We start from the raw sequence: 16,505 nt of genomic DNA, 5'->3' as shown, positions 1-16,505 counted from the left end.
GCGCTGACCCGCATCATCGTCGAACAGCAGGTCTCGGTCGCCGCCGGGGCTGCGATCTGGGCCAGGCTCGAAACCGGCCTCGGCGGTGCCGTGACCCCGCAGGCCGTGCTGCGTTTCGACGAGGAAGGCTTGCGGACCTTCGGCCTCAGCCGGCCCAAGGCGCGCTATGTCCTCATCCTCGCCGATGAAGTGGCTTCGGGCCGCCTCGATCTTGGCGCGATCGACGCCATGGCGGATGCCGAGGCGATCGCCGCCCTGACCGCGATCAAGGGCATCGGGCGCTGGACGGCGGAAATCTACTTGATGTTCGCCCTTGGCCGCATGGACCTGTGGCCGGCCCTCGACCTTGCCCTGGCGGAAGGGGCGGCGCGGCTGATGGAACTCGACGCCCGGCCGGATTTCAAGACGCTGGACGAGATCGGCAAGCGCTGGGCACCCCACCGTTCGACCGCCGCCCTGGTCATCTGGCGCTACTACGGCCATACCCGGAAAAAGCCCGAGGCTTGACCGGGGGGCCAGGATCACTAAGGTCCGCCGGACGCGATAAACGGTCTGGACAAAGAATGCGACAGTGGTGGCTGAAGACGAAGCTGCGGCTCTACCGCGGGTTCCTGCGCCTGCAGTGGATGGTGGAGGCGGCGGCCATCTTCCTCGTTCTCGCCCTGTGCAAGATGCTGGGGACCGATCGCGCGTCCCGCGTCGGCGGCTGGATCGCCAGCCGGCTGGGGCCGCGCATTTCCGTCTCGAATATCGCGAGACGCCAGATCGAGGCCGCCTATCCCGGTATCTCCGAAGCGGAGCGCGATGGCATCGTTCGAGGCCTGTGGGACAATTTCGGGCGCTATTTCACCGAATATGCCCATCTCTCCACCCTCTGGCCCGAGGGGCTTGGCGACACACCGCCGCCGCCGGGCAGCCGGGTCGAGGTCAGCCCCGAGGTGGTCGAGCGTTTCCTCGAGATCCGCGACGACGGCAAGCCGGCGATCATTTTCACCGGTCATATCGGCAACTGGGAAGTGCTGGGGGCCGGCGCCGCCCATTACCGCCTGCGCATGGCCGCGATGTTCCGCGCCCCCAATAATCCGATCGCCGAGAAAGTCCTGCTGAAGATCCGGGGCAGCGCCATGGGCAAGCTGATCCCGGCCGGTTTCCAGGCGGCGCTGCTCGCCGCCCGCGAACTGGAGGCCGGCGGCCATCTCGGGATGCTGGTCGATCAGCATTTCAGCCGCGGTGTCTCGGTGCCCTTCTTCGGGCGCGACGTGAAGACCTCGGCGACGCTGGCGAAACTGGCCCGCCGCTTCAAATGCCCGGTCTACGGCGCCTGGGCCGAGCGGCTGGACGGTTGCCATTTCCGCATCCACATGACCGAGGCGCTCGATTTCTCGAAGGAATATGAGATGACCGACGCCAAGGCGGCGGAAACCGCGATCACCGCCCGGGTGACCGAGATCATCGAGGGCTGGGTGCGCCAGCGCCCCGACCAGTGGAACTGGCTGCACCGCCGCTGGCGCTGACCCGCCGTGCGACCTCGTCACCCCGGCGAAGGCCGGGGTCTTGCGCCGGAAGGGGCGCCCTTGCCTGATCGAGATTCCGGCCTTCGCCGGAATGACGATGGGGCGGGATGTCAGGTCAGGCAGACGCGGTCGGCGAGTTTCCGCAGGAAGGCGACGCAGTCCTCGATCTGGCTGGCGTCGACGAATTCGTTGGGCCGGTGGGCCTGCAGGATGTCGCCCGGGCCGCAGACCACGGTCGGAATGCCGTGGACCTGGAAGATGCCGGCCTCGGTCGCATAGGACACCGCCAGCGTGTCGTTCACCCCGGCGAGGGCCTTGGCCAGGGTCTCGGCCACCGAACCCGGGTCGGGGCGCAGCGCCGGGGTCACCGAGCGGGGCACGGTGGTGATGGCGGCGATGCCCGGGGCCTTGTCCTCGAGCGCGGGCAGGATCTTGTTCCGGACATAATCCTCGAAGCGGCGAATCGGCGCTTCGGCGTCGGCGCCAGGCAGGGAGCGATATTCCCACATGAAGCGGCAATGGCGGGGAATGATGTTCACCGCCGTGCCGCCCTCGATCGTGCCGACCGACAGGGTGGTATAAGGCGGGGTGAAGCGGCCGGTGTCGTCGCCTTCCTCGCGCAGTTCCTCGGCCAGATCGCCGAGGAAGCCGATCAGATTGGCCGCGACCATGACCGCGTTGACGCCGATATGGGTCTGGCTCGAATGGGCTTCCAGCCCGGTCACCGTGGTGACGAAGGAACGGATGCCCTTGTGGGCATCGACCACCTGCATCATCGTCGGCTCGCCGACCAGGCACAGCCTGGGCTTGGGGTGATGCTGGATCACATGGGCGATCAGGCTGTGAACGCCGAGGCAACCCACCTCCTCGTCATAGGAAAAGGCGAGGTGGATCGGCGCCTTCAGCCCGCGCTCCAGGAATTCCGGCACCAGGGCGAGGCAGCAGGCGACGAAGCCCTTCATGTCGCAGGTGCCCCGACCATAGAGCCTTCCGTGGCGCTCGGTCACCACCCAGGGATCGGTGTCCCAGTCCTGGTCGTCGACGGGCACGACATCGGTATGGCCCGACAGGATGATGCCACCCTCGTCCCTGGGGCCGATGGTGGCATAGAGATTGGCCTTGGCCCCGCCATTGTCGAACACGAGTTCGCTCTCGACGCCGTGCCCGGCGAGATAGGCGCGGACGTAATCGATCAGATCGAGATTGGAATTGCGGCTCGTCGTGTCGAAAGCGACAAGGCGGCGCAGCATTTCTGCCGCCCCGATACGGTCACCGGCCATGAAGTCCCTCCAAACGAAGCCGCCCGCCCCGGAGCCCCGGAGCGGGCGACTCAAACCATAGCAGGATTATAGCGGAAATCAGGCGCCGACGCTGGAGGCCGGATTGCCGATGATGGTGAGGAATTCGCGCCGCGTCAGCGGATCGTGGCGGAAGGCGCCGAGCATGCGCGAGGTGACCATGGTCACCCCCGTCTTGTGCACGCCGCGCGTCGTCATGCACTGGTGCTGGGCCTCGATCACCACGGCGACGCCGCGCGGCTGCAGCACGTCCTCGATCGAGTTGGCGATCTGCGCCGTCATCTTCTCCTGCACCTGGAAGCGCTTGGCATAGGCATCGACCACGCGGGCCAGCTTGGAAATGCCGACGACGCGGTTCTTGGGCAGATAGGCGATATGGGCCTTGCCGATGATCGGCACCATGTGGTGCTCGCAATGGCTTTCCAGCCGGATGTCCTTGAGCACGATCATCTCGTCGTAGCCTTCGACTTCCTCGAAGGTGCGGTTCAGCATCTCGACCGGATCGGCGTCATAGCCGGCGAAGAATTCCTCATAGGCGCGGGCGACGCGGGCCGGCGTGTCGATCAGGCCTTCGCGGTCCGGGTCGTCACCGGCCCAGAGCAGCAGGGTGCGGATGGCGGCTTCCGTCTCTTCCCGGCTCGGGCGGTCGGTGCGCGCCTTGCCGAGGATGAGGTTGCTCTCGCGGCCGCCCGCCGCCCTGGTGTTCTCGGGCTTGGCATCCTTGCCGCCGGGCAGCTTCATGGTCGGGGTGACAGTCATCTTCCATCCCTTTCGTTCGGGGAGCTTCTCTCCCCGTGTTTCCGGGCCCCAAACACGCGAGCCGGCCGTTTCACTCGAGTCCATACGCCGCGAAGCGGCGACTGGATCAGTCCCGCCGCGCTGAACTTTCAGTTCAGGCGGATGGGGTAATGCGGGCTGTCCAGCGAGAAGGCCGGAATTTCGACCTCGAAGGACTCGCCCTCCTCGGTTTCCATGCGGTAGGTGCCCAGCATGATCCCCGAAGGCGTGGCCAGCGGCGTGCCGCTGGTATATTCGAACCGCTCCCCGGGCTTCAGCACCGGCTGTTCGCCGATGACGCCGGGGCCGCGCACTTCCTGCACCCGGCCAAGGCCGTCGGTGATGCGCCAGTAGCGATCGCGCAGCTGCACGGTCTCGCTGCCCTGGTTCTCGATCTGCACCCGATAGGCCCAGACGTAGTAATTCTCGTCCGGCGAGGACTGGTCCTCGAGGAAGGTGGGCCGGACCGTCACATGGATCGCGCGGGTCGTCTTGTCGTACATCGTTTCTTCATATTGTCGGCCCTCTGGCGAATGTCCAGAGGGCGCCCGGAAACATAGCGTTTATAACGGCCTGCGGCCGATGGCGTGATCGAGATCCTCGATCAGGTCGTCGGCATCTTCAAGCCCGACCGACAGGCGCATGAAACCCTCGGTGATGCCGAGGTGTTCGCGCTCCGCCGCCGGCAGGCGCTGATGCGTCGTCGACGACGGATGGGTGATCAGGCTCTTGGAATCGCCGAGGTTGTTGGAAATGTCGATCAGGCGCAGCCGGTTCATCAGGTGGAAGGCGCCGGGGCGGCCGCCCTCGACCTCGATGGTGACGACCGAGCCGCCCTTGCCCGACATCTGGGCGAGGGCCAGTTCGTGCTGCGGATGGCTGGCCAGCCCGGGGTAGGAGACATTGCGGATGCGCCCCGCCGCCTTGGCCTCGTCGAGGAAGCGCGCGACCTTCAGGGCATTGTCGCAATGGCGCTGGACCCGAAGATCGAGGGTTTCCATGCCCTTGAGCAGCAGCCAGGCGTTGAAGGGCGACAGCGACGGCCCGGTGTGGCGCAGATACTGGTTCAGATGCTGGTCGAAGAAATCCCGGTCGCACAGGATGGCGCCGCCGAGGCAGCGGCCCTGGCCGTCGATATGCTTGGTCGCGGAATAGACGACGACGTCGCAGCCGAAGTCCATCGGCCGCTGCAGGATCGGCGTCGCGAAGACATTGTCGATGACGACGCGGGCGCCGGCGGCATGGGCGAGTTCGGCGACCGCCTTCAGGTCGATGACGTCGAGGGTCGGGTTGGCCGGGGTCTCGAGGAAGGCGATGGTGGCGGGCGTCGCCAGCGCCTTCTCCCAGGACGAGAGGTCGGAGCCTTCGACGTAATCGACCTTGACGCCAAAGCGCGGCAGGATCTCGTCGAGGATGACCCGGCACGAGCCGAACAGAGCGCGGGCCGAAACCACCCGGTCGCCGGATTTCAGCTGGCACATCAGCGCGGCATGAACCGCCGCCATGCCCGACGACGCGGCCCGGGCGACCGGCGCGCCTTCGAGGATCGCCATGCGTTCCTCGAACATCGCCGTCGTCGGATTGCCCAGGCGGGAATAGGTGAAACCCTCGCGCTCGCCCTTGAAGCGGGCCTCCGCCTCTTCCGCGCTGTCGTAGCGGAAGCCGGAGGTCATGAAGATCGCCTCGCAGGTCTCGCCGAAATCGGAACGATTGGTGCCCCCGCGGACGAGCTTGGTGGCCAGTTTCCAGGTGTCCGCCTCGGGACGGGGCGTATGGCGTGCCATGATCCTTCGAACCCTCTCGCGCCGTCGTCGGGTGCCTTGACCCGGGCGCATAAAAAAACCCGGCCGTAGGCCGGGCATTTTCCTCCCGGCGTTTTAGCGGTGTTTAACGTGGCCGCAAGCCAGCCGGCTCAAATCCCACGGGAAGGCGACTTTATGCCCGGTGGGGGCCGAGGTCAATGGTGGAGGGGGCGGGGGCGCTGCGGGATCGGCCGTGGTGAGTGCGGGGGCTAATGTTGACGCATTCGGTGCCCGGGATGGCGGGCTATCTTGGAAGCTTGGGAGGGAGGCGAAGTCAGCGGGCTTACAATGAGAGAAATTAGTATAGTGTCCCCGGAATTTAGTGTCCCCGGAATTTACGTAGTGTCCCCGGAATTTACGGCTCAAATCCCACGGGAAAGAGACTTTATGCCCGGTGGGGGCCGAGGTCAATGGCGGAGGGGGCGGGGGGGACGGGGCACTGCATACAGAGGCGTCATTCCGGCGGAGGCCGGAATCTCGTGACCGCGGTCCTCGGCGTGCGGACAATGCGCGGCAGATCAGTATAGCGTCCCCAAAATCTGAAGCTAAACAGTAAGTTCCAATTTCCAATTGCCAACCTCTTTGGTAAAGGTGCAGCTTGAGGTGCATCCGTCACCATGCAAATCACTACTTCGACAGGGAGATTCACATGGAGGCCATCGCCTTCTTCAACAATAAAGGTGGGGTTGGTAAAACCACTCTCCTCTGTAATGTTGCAGCATATTTTTCACAAGAATTGGGTAAGAGCGTGTGTGTGGTCGACTGCGACCCCCAGTGCAACGCATCCCAATACTTGTTTCATGACAGTTTTCTTGAAAACGTGATTAATGACCCGGAGCAGAATATTGAAGCACTGTTCCTGGGATTGATGGCCGGCGAAGGGCACGCAGATAAAATACCGATTAAGCGTTCCGCATCGTTTTCGGTTGATGTGATTTGTGGAAGCCCCGGGTTATCAATGGCAGAGGACTTCCTTGCTGAGGAGTGGGCAGGTCTCAACACCCAGCGAGGGCTTTCGAGCACCATGGTGTTCCATAACGCCCTCAAGAAACTGCATGCATATGATTACGTTTTATTTGACGTAAGCCCCTCTCTGGGAGCGATTAACAGAACCGTTCTTCTATCCAGCGATTTCTTTGTGAGCCCAATGTCAATAGACATTTTCTCACTGAAGGCATTCAAGAATATTAGCGAGTGGATGGCTCGCTGGAAGGCCCATTGGGAGTACTCGGTAAATAGCCCCCAACTGGCGTCGGGCAATAAAGTTGTTGTGGACGCGAAAAGTATAAGAGGCGCTGAATTTATCGGATATGTTTCTCAGCAATATATTGCAAAAAGAGATGCATCTGGTGAGCGTCGACCCGTTAAATCTTACGATGAGATCTTACAGCAAATAGATTACCAGATTGCGGAAAACTTCCCTGATGAATCTCGCCCCCCAGAGCCGTTCGAAATAGGAAAAATTCCCAACCTGCATAGCTTGGCGCCAATGTCTCAGTCGAGCCGAAAGCCGATTTTTGCGCTTACTGGCAAGGACGGCGTAGTCGGCGCTCATTTTCAAAAGGTCAAAGATGCAAAGAGCATATTTGCCTTAGTTGCCAAGGAGATCTTGGAGCGAGTTGAGTAATGTTAAGTGGAAATTGGCCCGCACCGCTCGTGCGTGATATTGCGCGCAGACGCGTAGTAATAGTAATCGGCTCTGGAGTGTCCCGTCACGCGCTGGGTGCTGATGGTAAAACCCGCCCGCCAATGTGGAAGAAATTCCTAGAAGTGACCGCAGAGAAAATCGGCCAAAGACCCGACACAAAACACATATTCGAAGCGATTAACGGAGGGGATCTGCTCCATGCTTGCGAATGGCTGAAGAACAGGTTTGATGAAGATTGGACCGCACACCTTCGAAGTGTATTTGTGGATCCGCACTATACGCCGGGAGAGCTTCATAAAATTATAGCATTGCTGGATTCTAGAGTTGTATTCTCTCTAAATTTTGATGATATATATGAGGGTAAATCAAAAGAGGTAAATGAGGCGTCGCAATTTGTGAAAAATTACTACGACTCAGATGTTTGCGAATTTTTGCGAGGAGATGCTCGCTACGTTGTGAAGGTTCATGGGAACTTGTCCTCTCCTGCCTCCTTGATCTTCACTCAAGAAGAGTATTCCCAAGCGCGTGTAAAGCACAGCCTCTTCTACTCTGCCTTTGATGCTGCACTTATGTCGCACACCTTCTTTTTTGTTGGTTGTGGTTATGGTGATCCCGACGTAAACCTTCTTCTAGAAAATCAAGCTTTCAGCGTAACCCCGGGCTCGATCAGCCCTCATTACTTCCTTACAGCCCAAGGGCTATCGGATGATCTTCAGAGATCACTTCGGAGGAATAGGAATTTAAAAGTTCTTACATATCGTGCCGTCGATGATGATCATTCCGGACTGGTTAGCGCTATGGAAGATCTTCTCAGCAAAGTGTCTGATGAGCGGGCTTTACTTGTCGAGAATAGCAATTGGTAGCCAACATATTACTGTGTCGAGAGCGGGGCCATTGCCCATGTGTGCCATGCTGTCCATCTAGGTTGGACCGTTGACCGACCGCTGTTCAGCCTTTCTTGACCAGCTAGTGAATGCAGGGGAATGCTGGGACGCTATACCTATTAGGGAATGGCCGCGATCCGGTACGGCCACGCCGGTCTAAATCCGGCGCTCACCGGCTAAGGGCTGGACCTTACCGTACCTCAGCTTCACACCCCGATCGAAACCGCAATATCGCCTATCGAGCGGAACAGGACGAGCGGGTCGTCCTTCGAGGGCAAGAAGCCCCGGCGGCGCCAGAAGTGGGCTGCGTCGTCGTCGATGGCGTTGACCATCAAGGCCCGTCCGCCGATGAGGGCGGCGGCCTCAACACAGCGCTGGAGGGCGTGTTTCACGAGGCCCGTGCCGATGCCGCGCCCGGCCCGGGCCGCATCCGTGGCGAGCTGGCCGAGCAGCAGGCAGGGCACCGGATCGGGCGGTTGACCGGTGCGGATCGCGCGCGGCAGGACCGAGGGAACGACTGCCGTCGGCGCGAGGCCGTAATAGCCAACGACTCGCCCGCCATCGTGGACGACGAGGACCGCCGTGAAGCCCTTTTCCTGGTTGGAAAGGGCGCGCGTTTTCAGCCAGTGATCGAGCGTGGGCTTGCCGCAGGAGAATCCGGCGACGTCATGGGCGCTGGACAGCGGCTCGGGCGCCGAAAGGATCAAGGCTCAGCGCTTCGGGGTATAGCCCGTTTCCCAGGGCGCGGGCCGCGTGGCGAGTTCCACCATCTCGGGAACCGGCGCGGGCGGGTTGGACAGGACGGCCAGAAAATCGGCGAAGCCGTCCGGGCTCATGCCGATCAGGCGGTTTTCCATGACGACATCTTCTGCCGCGCGCACGGCGGCTTCGCGCACGAAGTCCGTGCGCGAGCGGCCGCGCAGGGCGGCGGCGCGGTCGATCATCGCGACGTCCGCTTCCGGCAGACGCATCGAGATCGGGTAGTCCTTGCGCTCGGTGGTGGCCATGATTTTCTCCGTGGGTCCAATTTATGGCCCTGTAGCGCCGAATGCAATACGACGCTGACGGCAGCATATTGCTGCCAAAGATGAAAGCGAGACAGATGATCGATGTCGAACGGGGTCCTCGAATAACAAAATCGATGTCAGGACCGGTCCCGGCGCGGCAAGATCGCGCCGGGACCCAAACATTACCTGATAAAAATTGAAGGAGGCACCCCTTTGGGGGAAAAATGGGTGCGAGCAGCAATGCGATAACTTTTGCCTGCTTTCAACTCCGCTGTGATCTTTGCGTTATCCTCTGTCGCGGAGTCATCCTTGACATCGAGTACCTCCAAAATATTTCCATCATTGACTTCCATCAAGCCGATCTTAAGGTCGGCGTCGCCGGCGGCTTCAAGCTGATACGCACGCGTTTCGGTCGGACGGAATATGAAATCTGACTGCGTCGCAATTTTTGTTGCTACCGGTGACGGCGTATTCAATGACAAGGGCACAACATTGGATTGGGAGGGATAGAAACGCCGCATCCATTGTTTGTCTTCGTTCGACAACTGAGTGTTAGAGGGGATGCCTTGGATATCATAAGGCTTGGGGGCGGTGATCAGTCCAGCTGCGAAGGAATAGTGCATGATAGAATGGGAGTCCCAATTTGATCCCTCGACCTCCGCCATGGATAGAGAGCGCAAGATATTCCAGCGCGTCTTTTCTTCACCCCAATAGTTGGGAGAGCGAGAGAAGTACTCCAGCACCTTTTCCTCGTTCCATACGATGCCGGATTTCGGGTTCTGATGCTCGTGCGGCATACCGAGCGCATGGCCGACCTCATGTAGCGCCGTTGCACGTCCCCATGGTGTAGTGAGATCCCAGCCAAAATTCATATTGACGCCGTTGCTCCGGTTGTGAAGGACCCCGGTGCCGATATAGGACCAACTGCCGTTCCCGAGCATGAGGCCGATCAGCAGCGTCGCTTTCTTTTTGTCTGTCGTTTCGGCGAAATTTAAGCCAATGCCTACATTTTTCCAAGTGTCGAACGCCCAGCGGACCACCTCTTTTTGCTCGTCGGGCCAAACAAACTGGCCGATCTGAACAAAACAATAAGTAATCGGCGTGCCATTCAGCCATTTGTTTGAAGTAATGGCGAGAGCCTCGACGTGATCAGCTTGTAAGCCTGACGGCAGCGCCGGCGGTCTCACTTGTGGTAGGTCGCAATAGTGAAGATGTTCGGATTCCACTGCCACAGCGCTCCTCCCTGGTCCCATTTTGGTTTCTCATTCACGCTCAACGAGAGCATATGAGAAATTTATATATATAAAAAGGATATTTTAATAAAGTAATGCAATTCAAATTGTGCAATGCGATAGAATTGTACATTGTTGTGTTTTCGTAGATCGCTCTCGGGTGTCGCAGTGGACGGACGGTATATCGGCGCCTAGCAGTCTGGGCTCTCCACGCTCCCCACCCGTATCCCCGCCTGCTATCATCCCTCTCCGCCCTGAATCGGGAGAGGTCACGCATGTCGTCGTCGGAAGCCTTGCCGCCGGTCACCGCCTTCGGGCCGGATTTTCCCTTTGCTTTCGATGACTGGATCCGGCACCCGGCCGGGCTGGCGCTCATGCCCGCCGAGGCGCTGGGGCGGGAGGTGGCGGTGGTCGGCGGTGGGTTGGCCGGCATGGTCGCCGCCTATGAATTGATGAAGCTGGGGCTGAAGCCCGTGATCTATGAGGCCGGGCGGCTCGGCGGGCGCTTGCGGTCGGAGCCGTTCGAGGGCGGGGCCGGGCTGATCGCGGAACTGGGCGGGATGCGCTTTCCCCGCTCGGGCACCGCCTTCTACCATTATGTCGATGCGCTGGGGCTGGAGACGCGGCCCTTTCCCAATCCGCTGGCGGCGGCGACGCCGAGCACGCTGATCGACCTCGAGGGCGAGCAATTCTATGTCGAGCGGGGGCAGACGCCGCCCGACATTTTACGCGAGATCAGCGCGGCGTGGGGCCAGGCGCTGGAGGAGGGGGCGGATTTCAGCGGCTTGCAGCAGGCGATCCGCGCCCGCGACGTGACCAGCCTGAAGGCGATCTGGAACCGGCTGGTGCCCCTGTGGGACGAGCGCACCTTCTATGATTTCATCGCGTCGTCCCGGGAATTCTCCCGCCTCGGTTTCCGGCACCGGGAGATGTTCGGCCAGGTGGGCTTCGGCACCGGCGGCTGGGACAGCGACTTTCCCAATTCCATGCTGGAGATCCTGCGCGTCGCCGCGACCAATCTCGACGACGATCAGCACTACGTCGTCGGCGGGGTGGAGCAATTGCCGCGCGGGCTGTGGACCAAGGTGCCGCGCCGCATGGTGCACTGGCCGGCGGGCACCAGCCTCGCGGCCTTGCACGGCGGCGCCACGAGGGGCGCGGTCACCCGCATCGGCCGGGGCCCGGGCGAGACCATCGCGATTACCGACCGCTGGGGCGACACGCGGCATTACGCGGCGGCATTGGTCACCTGCCAGACCTGGCTGCTGACCACCCATCTGCAATGCGATGAAAGCCTGTTCTCCCACCGCCTGTGGATGGCGCTGGACCGCACCCGTTACATGCAGTCGTCGAAGACCTTCGTCATGGTCGACAAGCCGTTCTGGCGCGAGCGCGATCCGGTCACCGGGCGCTATCGCATGAGCATGACCCTGACCGACCGCATCACCCGCGGCACCTATCTGTTCGACAATGGCGACGACCTGCCCGGCGTGATCTGCCTGTCCTATTCCTGGATGAGCGATGCGCTGAAAGTGCTGCCCCTGCCGGTCGAGCGGCGGGTCGAGCTGATGCTGGATGCCCTGAAGAAGATCTATCCGGATGTCGATATCGCCCGCCACATCATCGGCAGTCCGATCACCGTGAGCTGGGAGAACGATCCCCATTTCCTCGGCGCCTTCAAGGGCGCCCTGCCCGGGCACTACCGCTATAACCACCGCATGTACGGCCATTTCATGCAAGACGCGCTGCAGCCGGCGGAGCGGGGCATCTTCCTTGCCGGTGACGGTATTTCCTGGACCCCGGCCTGGGCGGAAGGCGCGGTGCAGACGGCGCTGAACGCGGTCTGGGGCATCGCCCGGCATCTGGGCGGCCACAGTCCCGCCGCCAACCCCGGCCCGGGCGAGGCCTGGGGCGAGCTGGGTCCCGTCACCCTCCCCGATTGAGGGTTTGCATCACCCCCCGGGCTTTTGCATGGTGCGGGGGCAATCACGACCGGCTCAGCCGGCAGAGGAGAGAACACCCATGAAGACCCGTATCACCGAGCTGCTGGGGATCGAGCATCCGATCGTTCAGGGCGGCATGCATTTCGTCGGCCTCGCGCCGCTCGCCGCCGCCGTGTCCGAGGCCGGCGGCCTCGGCATCATCACCGGCCTCACGCAGAAGACGCCGGAATTGCTGGCTAGGGAAATCGCCAGGGCGCGCGCCCTGACGGACAAGCCGATCGGCGTCAACCTGACCTTCCTGCCGACTTTCGCCGATCCGCCTTACCCGGAATATATCCAGGCGATCATCGAGGGGGGTGTGCGCATCGTCGAGACCGCGGGCCGCAGCCCCGAGAAATATCTGCCGGCGATGAAGGCGGCGGGGATCAAGGTCGTGCATAAATGCACCTCGGTCCGTCACGCCCTGAAGGCGGAGAGGATCGGCTGCGACGCGGTCAGTGTCGACGGTTTCGAATGCGGCGGCCATCCGGGCGAAGATGACGTGCCCAACTTCATCCTGCTGCCCCGCGCGGCGGAAGAGCTAACGATTCCCTTCATCGCCTCGGGCGGCATGGCCGACGGCCGCAGCCTGGTCGCGGCGCTGGCGCTCGGTGCCGAAGGCGTGAACATGGGCACCCGCTTCATCGCGACCAAGGAAGCCCCGGTGCACGAGAACGTGAAGCAGGCCCTCGTCGCCGCCAGCGAACTCGACACACGCCTGATCATGCGCTCCCTCAAGAATACCGAGCGGGTGATCAACAATTCCGGCGTCGCCCGCATCCTCGAGATCGAGAAGGCCAAGGGCGCGGACCTCACCATCGGCGATATCTACGACCAGGTCGCCGGCATCTACCCCAAGGTGATGATCGACGGCGACATGGAAGCCGGCGCCTGGAGCTGCGGCATGGTCGCCGGCCTGATCCACGACGTGCCCACGGTGAAGGAGCTGATCGACCGCATCATGGCGGAGGCGAAAGCGCTGATCGCCAAGCGTCTGGCGGGCATGATCGCGTGAGGTCAATCCGGCGTAATTGACCGGATTTTCGAGGGGCGGGGGAAGCGGAATTCCCCCGCCCTTTTTCGTCATGGGGCGCGTCATCCGGCCCGAGATTCCGGCCTGCGCCGGAATGACGAGGTTGGGGGAAGGTGGGGGGGAACCGGCCTGCGGCGGCGGGACGCAGTGGCGCGGTAGCGGAAAGTGATCAATATTGAATGCAGTCAATATGCATTCAATTGTGAGAATTGATCGGAGAGCGCCATGTCCAGCACCGACCTGTGGCCGGCCTTGCCCCCCTTCCGCACCGGCATTCGGGGCCGTTGCCCGCGCTGCGGCCAGGGTCATCTGTTCAGGAGTTTCCTCAGCCTCGCCTCATCCTGCGAGGTCTGCGGTCTCGACTACGATTTCGCCGACCCGGCGGATGGGCCGGCGTTCTTCGTGATCTGCTTTGCCTGCGTGCCCAGCGTCATTCTCGGCATCTGGATCGAGATGGCCTATCAGGCACCCTATTGGGTGCATCTGGTGACGACGCTGCCCTTCATGCTGCTGACCTGCATCCCGCCCCTGCGCCCGCTGAAGGGCTGGCTGGTGGCCAGCCAGTTCTTCTTCAAGGCGGGGGAGGGGCGGATCGACGACGGGCGGGACTGAGACGCTACTCCGCCAGGGCCTTGGCCGCCAGTTCGGCGACATTGGCCGACAGGCCGGGGCTGGCGAGGATGCGGGCGAGTTCCGCCTTCATCAGCGCGGCCAGTTCGGGCTTGTAGCGGCGCCAGCCGCCCAGGGGCTCCAGCTGGCGGGCGGCGACCTGCGGGTTGAATTGATCGACCGCCAGGATCTGGTCGGCCAGGAAGCGGTAGCCCGCGCCGGACGGATCGTGGAAGCGCGCGGGGTTCATCTGGGCGAAGGTCGAGACCAGGGCGCGGAAGCGGTTGGGCGTCTTCGCGTCGAAGGCCGGGTGTTCGGTCAGGGCCTTCACCCGGTCCAGCACGTCGGGTGCGGGCGAGCGGGCCTGCAGGGCGAACCATTTGTCGATCACCAGCGGCTCGTCCCGCCAGCGGGTGTAGAAGGCGGCGACCGCGCTGTCATAGGCCGCGCCACCCGCCTGCATCAGGGCGGAGAGCCCGCCCAGCGCCGTCGTCATGTCGCTGGCGCCATCGGCATGGGCCTTGGCCCTGGCGATGTCGGACGGGGTGCCGGCGGCCATCAATATGTCCAGCGCGGCATTGCGCAGCGCCCGCCTGCCGGCGCTTTCCGCGTCGGGCGAGAAACTGCCCAGGGCGACCAGGCCGTCGTGCAGGGCTTCCAGCTGCCCGCGCAGAACCTCGGCCGCCAGTTGGCGCAAGTTATCCCGTGCCTCGTGGATCGCGGCGGGATCGGCCGGCGGCGCGGCCAGCGCCAGATCCTGTTCGGAGGGCAGGGCGAGGAGCAGGGCCTTGAACGCCGGCTCCGACGACTGATCGGCCATGGCCCGGCCGAGGGCATCGACGAAACGCCGCTCTCCCGTCCGGTCGGGTTCGCCCTTGACCCGTGCCAGCATCAGGTCGCGGGCCAGGGACTGGCCGGCTTCCCAGCGGTTGAACAGGTCGGGATCATGGGCAAGGCGGATGAAACGGTTCTCGCCCGGCTCCGTCACGGTCAGGCTCACCGGGGCCGAGAAACCGCGTAAGGTCGACAGCACCGGCGCTTCGGCGACGCCGGTCAGGGTGATCGTATCCGTGGCGCCGCGCAGGGTAACCACGGCCTCGCTCTCGGGCTCGTCGGCGCCGGGCGCCAGGAAGGACTGCTGGCGTCCCTCGGCATCGAGAAGGCCAAGGCGAAGCGGAACAGGCAGCGGGACCTTGTCCCCCATGCCACGGGTCGGCGGCACGGACTGCCGCAGATCGAGGCTGAGGGTCTTCGCCGCGGCGTCATAGCGGGGCGTGACCGAAACCTCGGGTGTGCCGGCCTGCAGATACCACGACAGCACCCCCGACAGGTCGCTGCCGGTTACATCGGCGAAGCAGGAAACGAAATCCTCCACCGTCACTGCCTGGCCGTCGAAGCGCTGGAAATAGAGGTCCATGCCGCTGCGGTAATCTTCCGGCCCGATCAGGGTGCGCAGCAGGCGGACGATTTCCGCGCCCTTCTCGTAGACGGTCGCGGTGTAGAAATTGTCGATCTTCTGGTAGTGGTCGGGCCGCGCGGGATGGGCCAGCGGCCCCGCGTCCTCGGGGAACTGGCGGGCGCGGAGGGCGCGCACGTCCTTGATCCGCTGGACCGCCTCGCCGCGCATGTCGGCCGAGAAACTCTGGTCGCGGAAGACGGTCAGGCCTTCCTTCACGCAGAGCTGGAACCAGTCGCGGCAGGTGATGCGGTTGCCGGTCCAGTTGTGGAAATACTCGTGGGCGACCACGCTTTCGATCCGCTCGTAATCGAGATCGGTCGCGGTCTCGGGATCGGCGATGAGCAGGGAGGAGTTGAAGATGTTCAGCCCCTTGTTCTCCATCGCGCCCATGTTGAAGTCACGCACGGCGACGATCATGAACAGGTCGAGATCATATTCCCGGCCGTAATTCGCCTCGTCCCAGCGCATGGCGCGCTTCAGCGAATCCATGGCATAGGCGACGCGGGGCGCCTGGCCCGGATCGACGAAGAGGCGCAGCGCCACCTCCCGCCCGGAAGCGGTGACGAAACTGTCTTCGAGCAGGTCGAGATTGCCGGCGACCAGGGCGAAGAGATAGCAGGGCTTGGGGAAGGGGTCCTGCCAGACGGCATAATGCCGCTCGCCGGCAAGCTCGCCTTGCTCGATCAGATTGCCGTTGGACAGCAGGCGGGGATAGGCCTTCTCCGCTTCGATCCGCACGGTATAGCGGGCGAGGACATCGGGCCGGTCCGGGAACCAGGTGATGCGACGGAAGCCTTCGGCCTCGCATTGGGTGTAGAAGCGCCCGCCCGAGGTATAGAGCCCCTCGAGGGCGCGGTTGCCGTCCGGGTCGATCTCCACCTCGCTCTCGAAGGTGAAGCTGTTGGGCACATCCCGCACCGTCAGGTCTTCGTCCGTCACCGTGTAGCGGTCTTCGGCCAGGGGCATGCCGTCGATCGCGAAGCCGACCGGCTTCAGGCCCCGCCCGCTCAGCACCAGCGGTGCGTCACCCCCGCCGTTGCGGCGAAGGGCGAGGCGCGCGGTGACCCGGGTCGACGCCGGGGCCAGCCGGAAATCCAGATGCACCTCGTCGACGAGAAAGGCCGGCGGGCGATAGTCCGCGAGGCGGACGCCGGTGGCGACGGGGGCGGATTGGGGGGCGGACTGGGAGGCGGGGATCATTTCGGTCATGGGACTCTATGTAGGCACGCGGGCGGCGCGATGGAAGGGGCGACAGGCCCG

15 protein-coding genes and 1 riboswitch are annotated in these 16,505 nt (G+C 63.0%); of the genes, 7 read left to right on the top strand and 8 right to left on the bottom strand.

Annotation, left to right across the window (positions count from 1 at the left end; all coding sequences use genetic code 11):
• On the top strand, positions 1-507 hold a 507-nt coding region (locus tag WAZ62_RS00335; protein ID WP_422641539.1), incomplete at its 5' end, for a DNA-3-methyladenine glycosylase family protein.
• Positions 508-563: 56 nt separating this feature from the next.
• Positions 564-1,514, top strand: a complete 951-nt coding sequence (locus WAZ62_RS00330; RefSeq protein ID WP_422641538.1) for a lipid A biosynthesis lauroyl acyltransferase — start codon at positions 564-566, stop codon at positions 1,512-1,514.
• A gap of 110 nt (positions 1,515-1,624) precedes the next feature.
• Here WAZ62_RS00330 and argE read toward each other — a convergent pair whose 3' ends face one another.
• The 4 genes from argE to metZ all read right to left on the bottom strand — a co-directional run bounded on the left by argE (position 1,625) and on the right by metZ (position 5,373).
• Entirely contained in the window at positions 1,625-2,794 is a 1,170-nt protein-coding gene (gene argE, locus WAZ62_RS00325; protein WP_422641537.1) for an acetylornithine deacetylase, read from the bottom strand.
• Positions 2,795-2,872: 78 nt separating this feature from the next.
• Positions 2,873-3,571: a GTP cyclohydrolase I FolE gene (gene folE, locus WAZ62_RS00320; RefSeq protein ID WP_422641536.1), complete on the bottom strand. Its 699-nt coding sequence runs from the start codon at positions 3,569-3,571 to the stop codon at positions 2,873-2,875.
• Positions 3,572-3,699: 128 nt separating this feature from the next.
• The gene (gene apaG, locus WAZ62_RS00315) at positions 3,700-4,092 is read right to left on the bottom strand and encodes a Co2+/Mg2+ efflux protein ApaG (RefSeq protein WP_422641535.1); all 393 of its coding nucleotides are present in this window, start codon (positions 4,090-4,092) and stop codon (positions 3,700-3,702) included.
• 60 nt (positions 4,093-4,152) lie between these two features.
• On the bottom strand, positions 4,153-5,373 hold the full coding sequence (gene metZ, locus WAZ62_RS00310; protein WP_422641534.1) for an O-succinylhomoserine sulfhydrylase: 1,221 nt from the start codon (positions 5,371-5,373) through the stop codon (positions 4,153-4,155).
• 73 nt (positions 5,374-5,446) lie between these two features.
• A riboswitch (SAM riboswitch) is annotated at positions 5,447-5,522 on the bottom strand.
• A gap of 518 nt (positions 5,523-6,040) precedes the next feature.
• Between metZ and WAZ62_RS00305 the strand changes: the two genes are divergently transcribed.
• Together WAZ62_RS00305 and WAZ62_RS00300 are read left to right on the top strand one after the other, a co-directional pair.
• Entirely contained in the window at positions 6,041-7,018 is a 978-nt protein-coding gene (locus WAZ62_RS00305) for a ParA family protein (RefSeq protein ID WP_422641533.1), read from the top strand.
• 77 nt (positions 7,019-7,095) lie between these two features.
• Positions 7,096-7,902: an SIR2 family NAD-dependent protein deacylase gene (locus WAZ62_RS00300; RefSeq protein WP_422641532.1), complete on the top strand. Its 807-nt coding sequence runs from the start codon at positions 7,096-7,098 to the stop codon at positions 7,900-7,902.
• A gap of 227 nt (positions 7,903-8,129) precedes the next feature.
• Here the strand turns inward: WAZ62_RS00300 and WAZ62_RS00295 are convergent, their stop codons facing one another.
• From WAZ62_RS00295 to WAZ62_RS00285, 3 genes are all read right to left on the bottom strand, one after another.
• Entirely contained in the window at positions 8,130-8,630 is a 501-nt protein-coding gene (locus WAZ62_RS00295; protein WP_422641531.1) for a GNAT family N-acetyltransferase, read from the bottom strand.
• Positions 8,631-8,633: 3 nt separating this feature from the next.
• A complete protein-coding gene (locus tag WAZ62_RS00290) occupies positions 8,634-8,930 on the bottom strand; it encodes a DUF1778 domain-containing protein (protein WP_422641530.1) in 297 nt (98 codons plus the stop codon).
• Positions 8,931-9,112: 182 nt separating this feature from the next.
• Positions 9,113-10,162, bottom strand: a complete 1,050-nt coding sequence (locus WAZ62_RS00285; RefSeq protein ID WP_422641529.1) for a M12 family metallopeptidase — start codon at positions 10,160-10,162, stop codon at positions 9,113-9,115.
• 275 nt (positions 10,163-10,437) lie between these two features.
• Here WAZ62_RS00285 and WAZ62_RS00280 point away from each other — a divergent pair, with 275 nt between their 5' ends.
• The 3 genes from WAZ62_RS00280 to WAZ62_RS00270 all read left to right on the top strand — a co-directional run bounded on the left by WAZ62_RS00280 (position 10,438) and on the right by WAZ62_RS00270 (position 13,789).
• A complete protein-coding gene (locus WAZ62_RS00280; protein ID WP_422641528.1) occupies positions 10,438-12,105 on the top strand; it encodes a flavin monoamine oxidase family protein in 1,668 nt (555 codons plus the stop codon).
• A 79-nt stretch (positions 12,106-12,184) separates the two neighbouring features.
• Complete coding sequence (locus WAZ62_RS00275) at positions 12,185-13,159, top strand: NAD(P)H-dependent flavin oxidoreductase (protein WP_422641527.1); 975 nt, start codon at positions 12,185-12,187, stop codon at positions 13,157-13,159.
• Between the two features lie 243 nt (positions 13,160-13,402).
• Positions 13,403-13,789: a DUF983 domain-containing protein gene (locus tag WAZ62_RS00270; protein WP_422641526.1), complete on the top strand. Its 387-nt coding sequence runs from the start codon at positions 13,403-13,405 to the stop codon at positions 13,787-13,789.
• 4 nt (positions 13,790-13,793) lie between these two features.
• On the opposite strand, the gene pepN is transcribed toward WAZ62_RS00270, so the two are convergent.
• Positions 13,794-16,454: an aminopeptidase N gene (gene pepN / locus WAZ62_RS00265; RefSeq protein ID WP_422641525.1), complete on the bottom strand. Its 2,661-nt coding sequence runs from the start codon at positions 16,452-16,454 to the stop codon at positions 13,794-13,796.
• Positions 16,455-16,505 lie beyond the last annotated feature (51 nt).

This window comes from Zavarzinia sp. (genome assembly GCF_049306435.1).
Classification (GTDB): Bacteria; Pseudomonadota; Alphaproteobacteria; order Zavarziniales; family Zavarziniaceae; genus Zavarzinia.
This window is presented reverse-complemented; position numbering and strand designations above follow the sequence as displayed.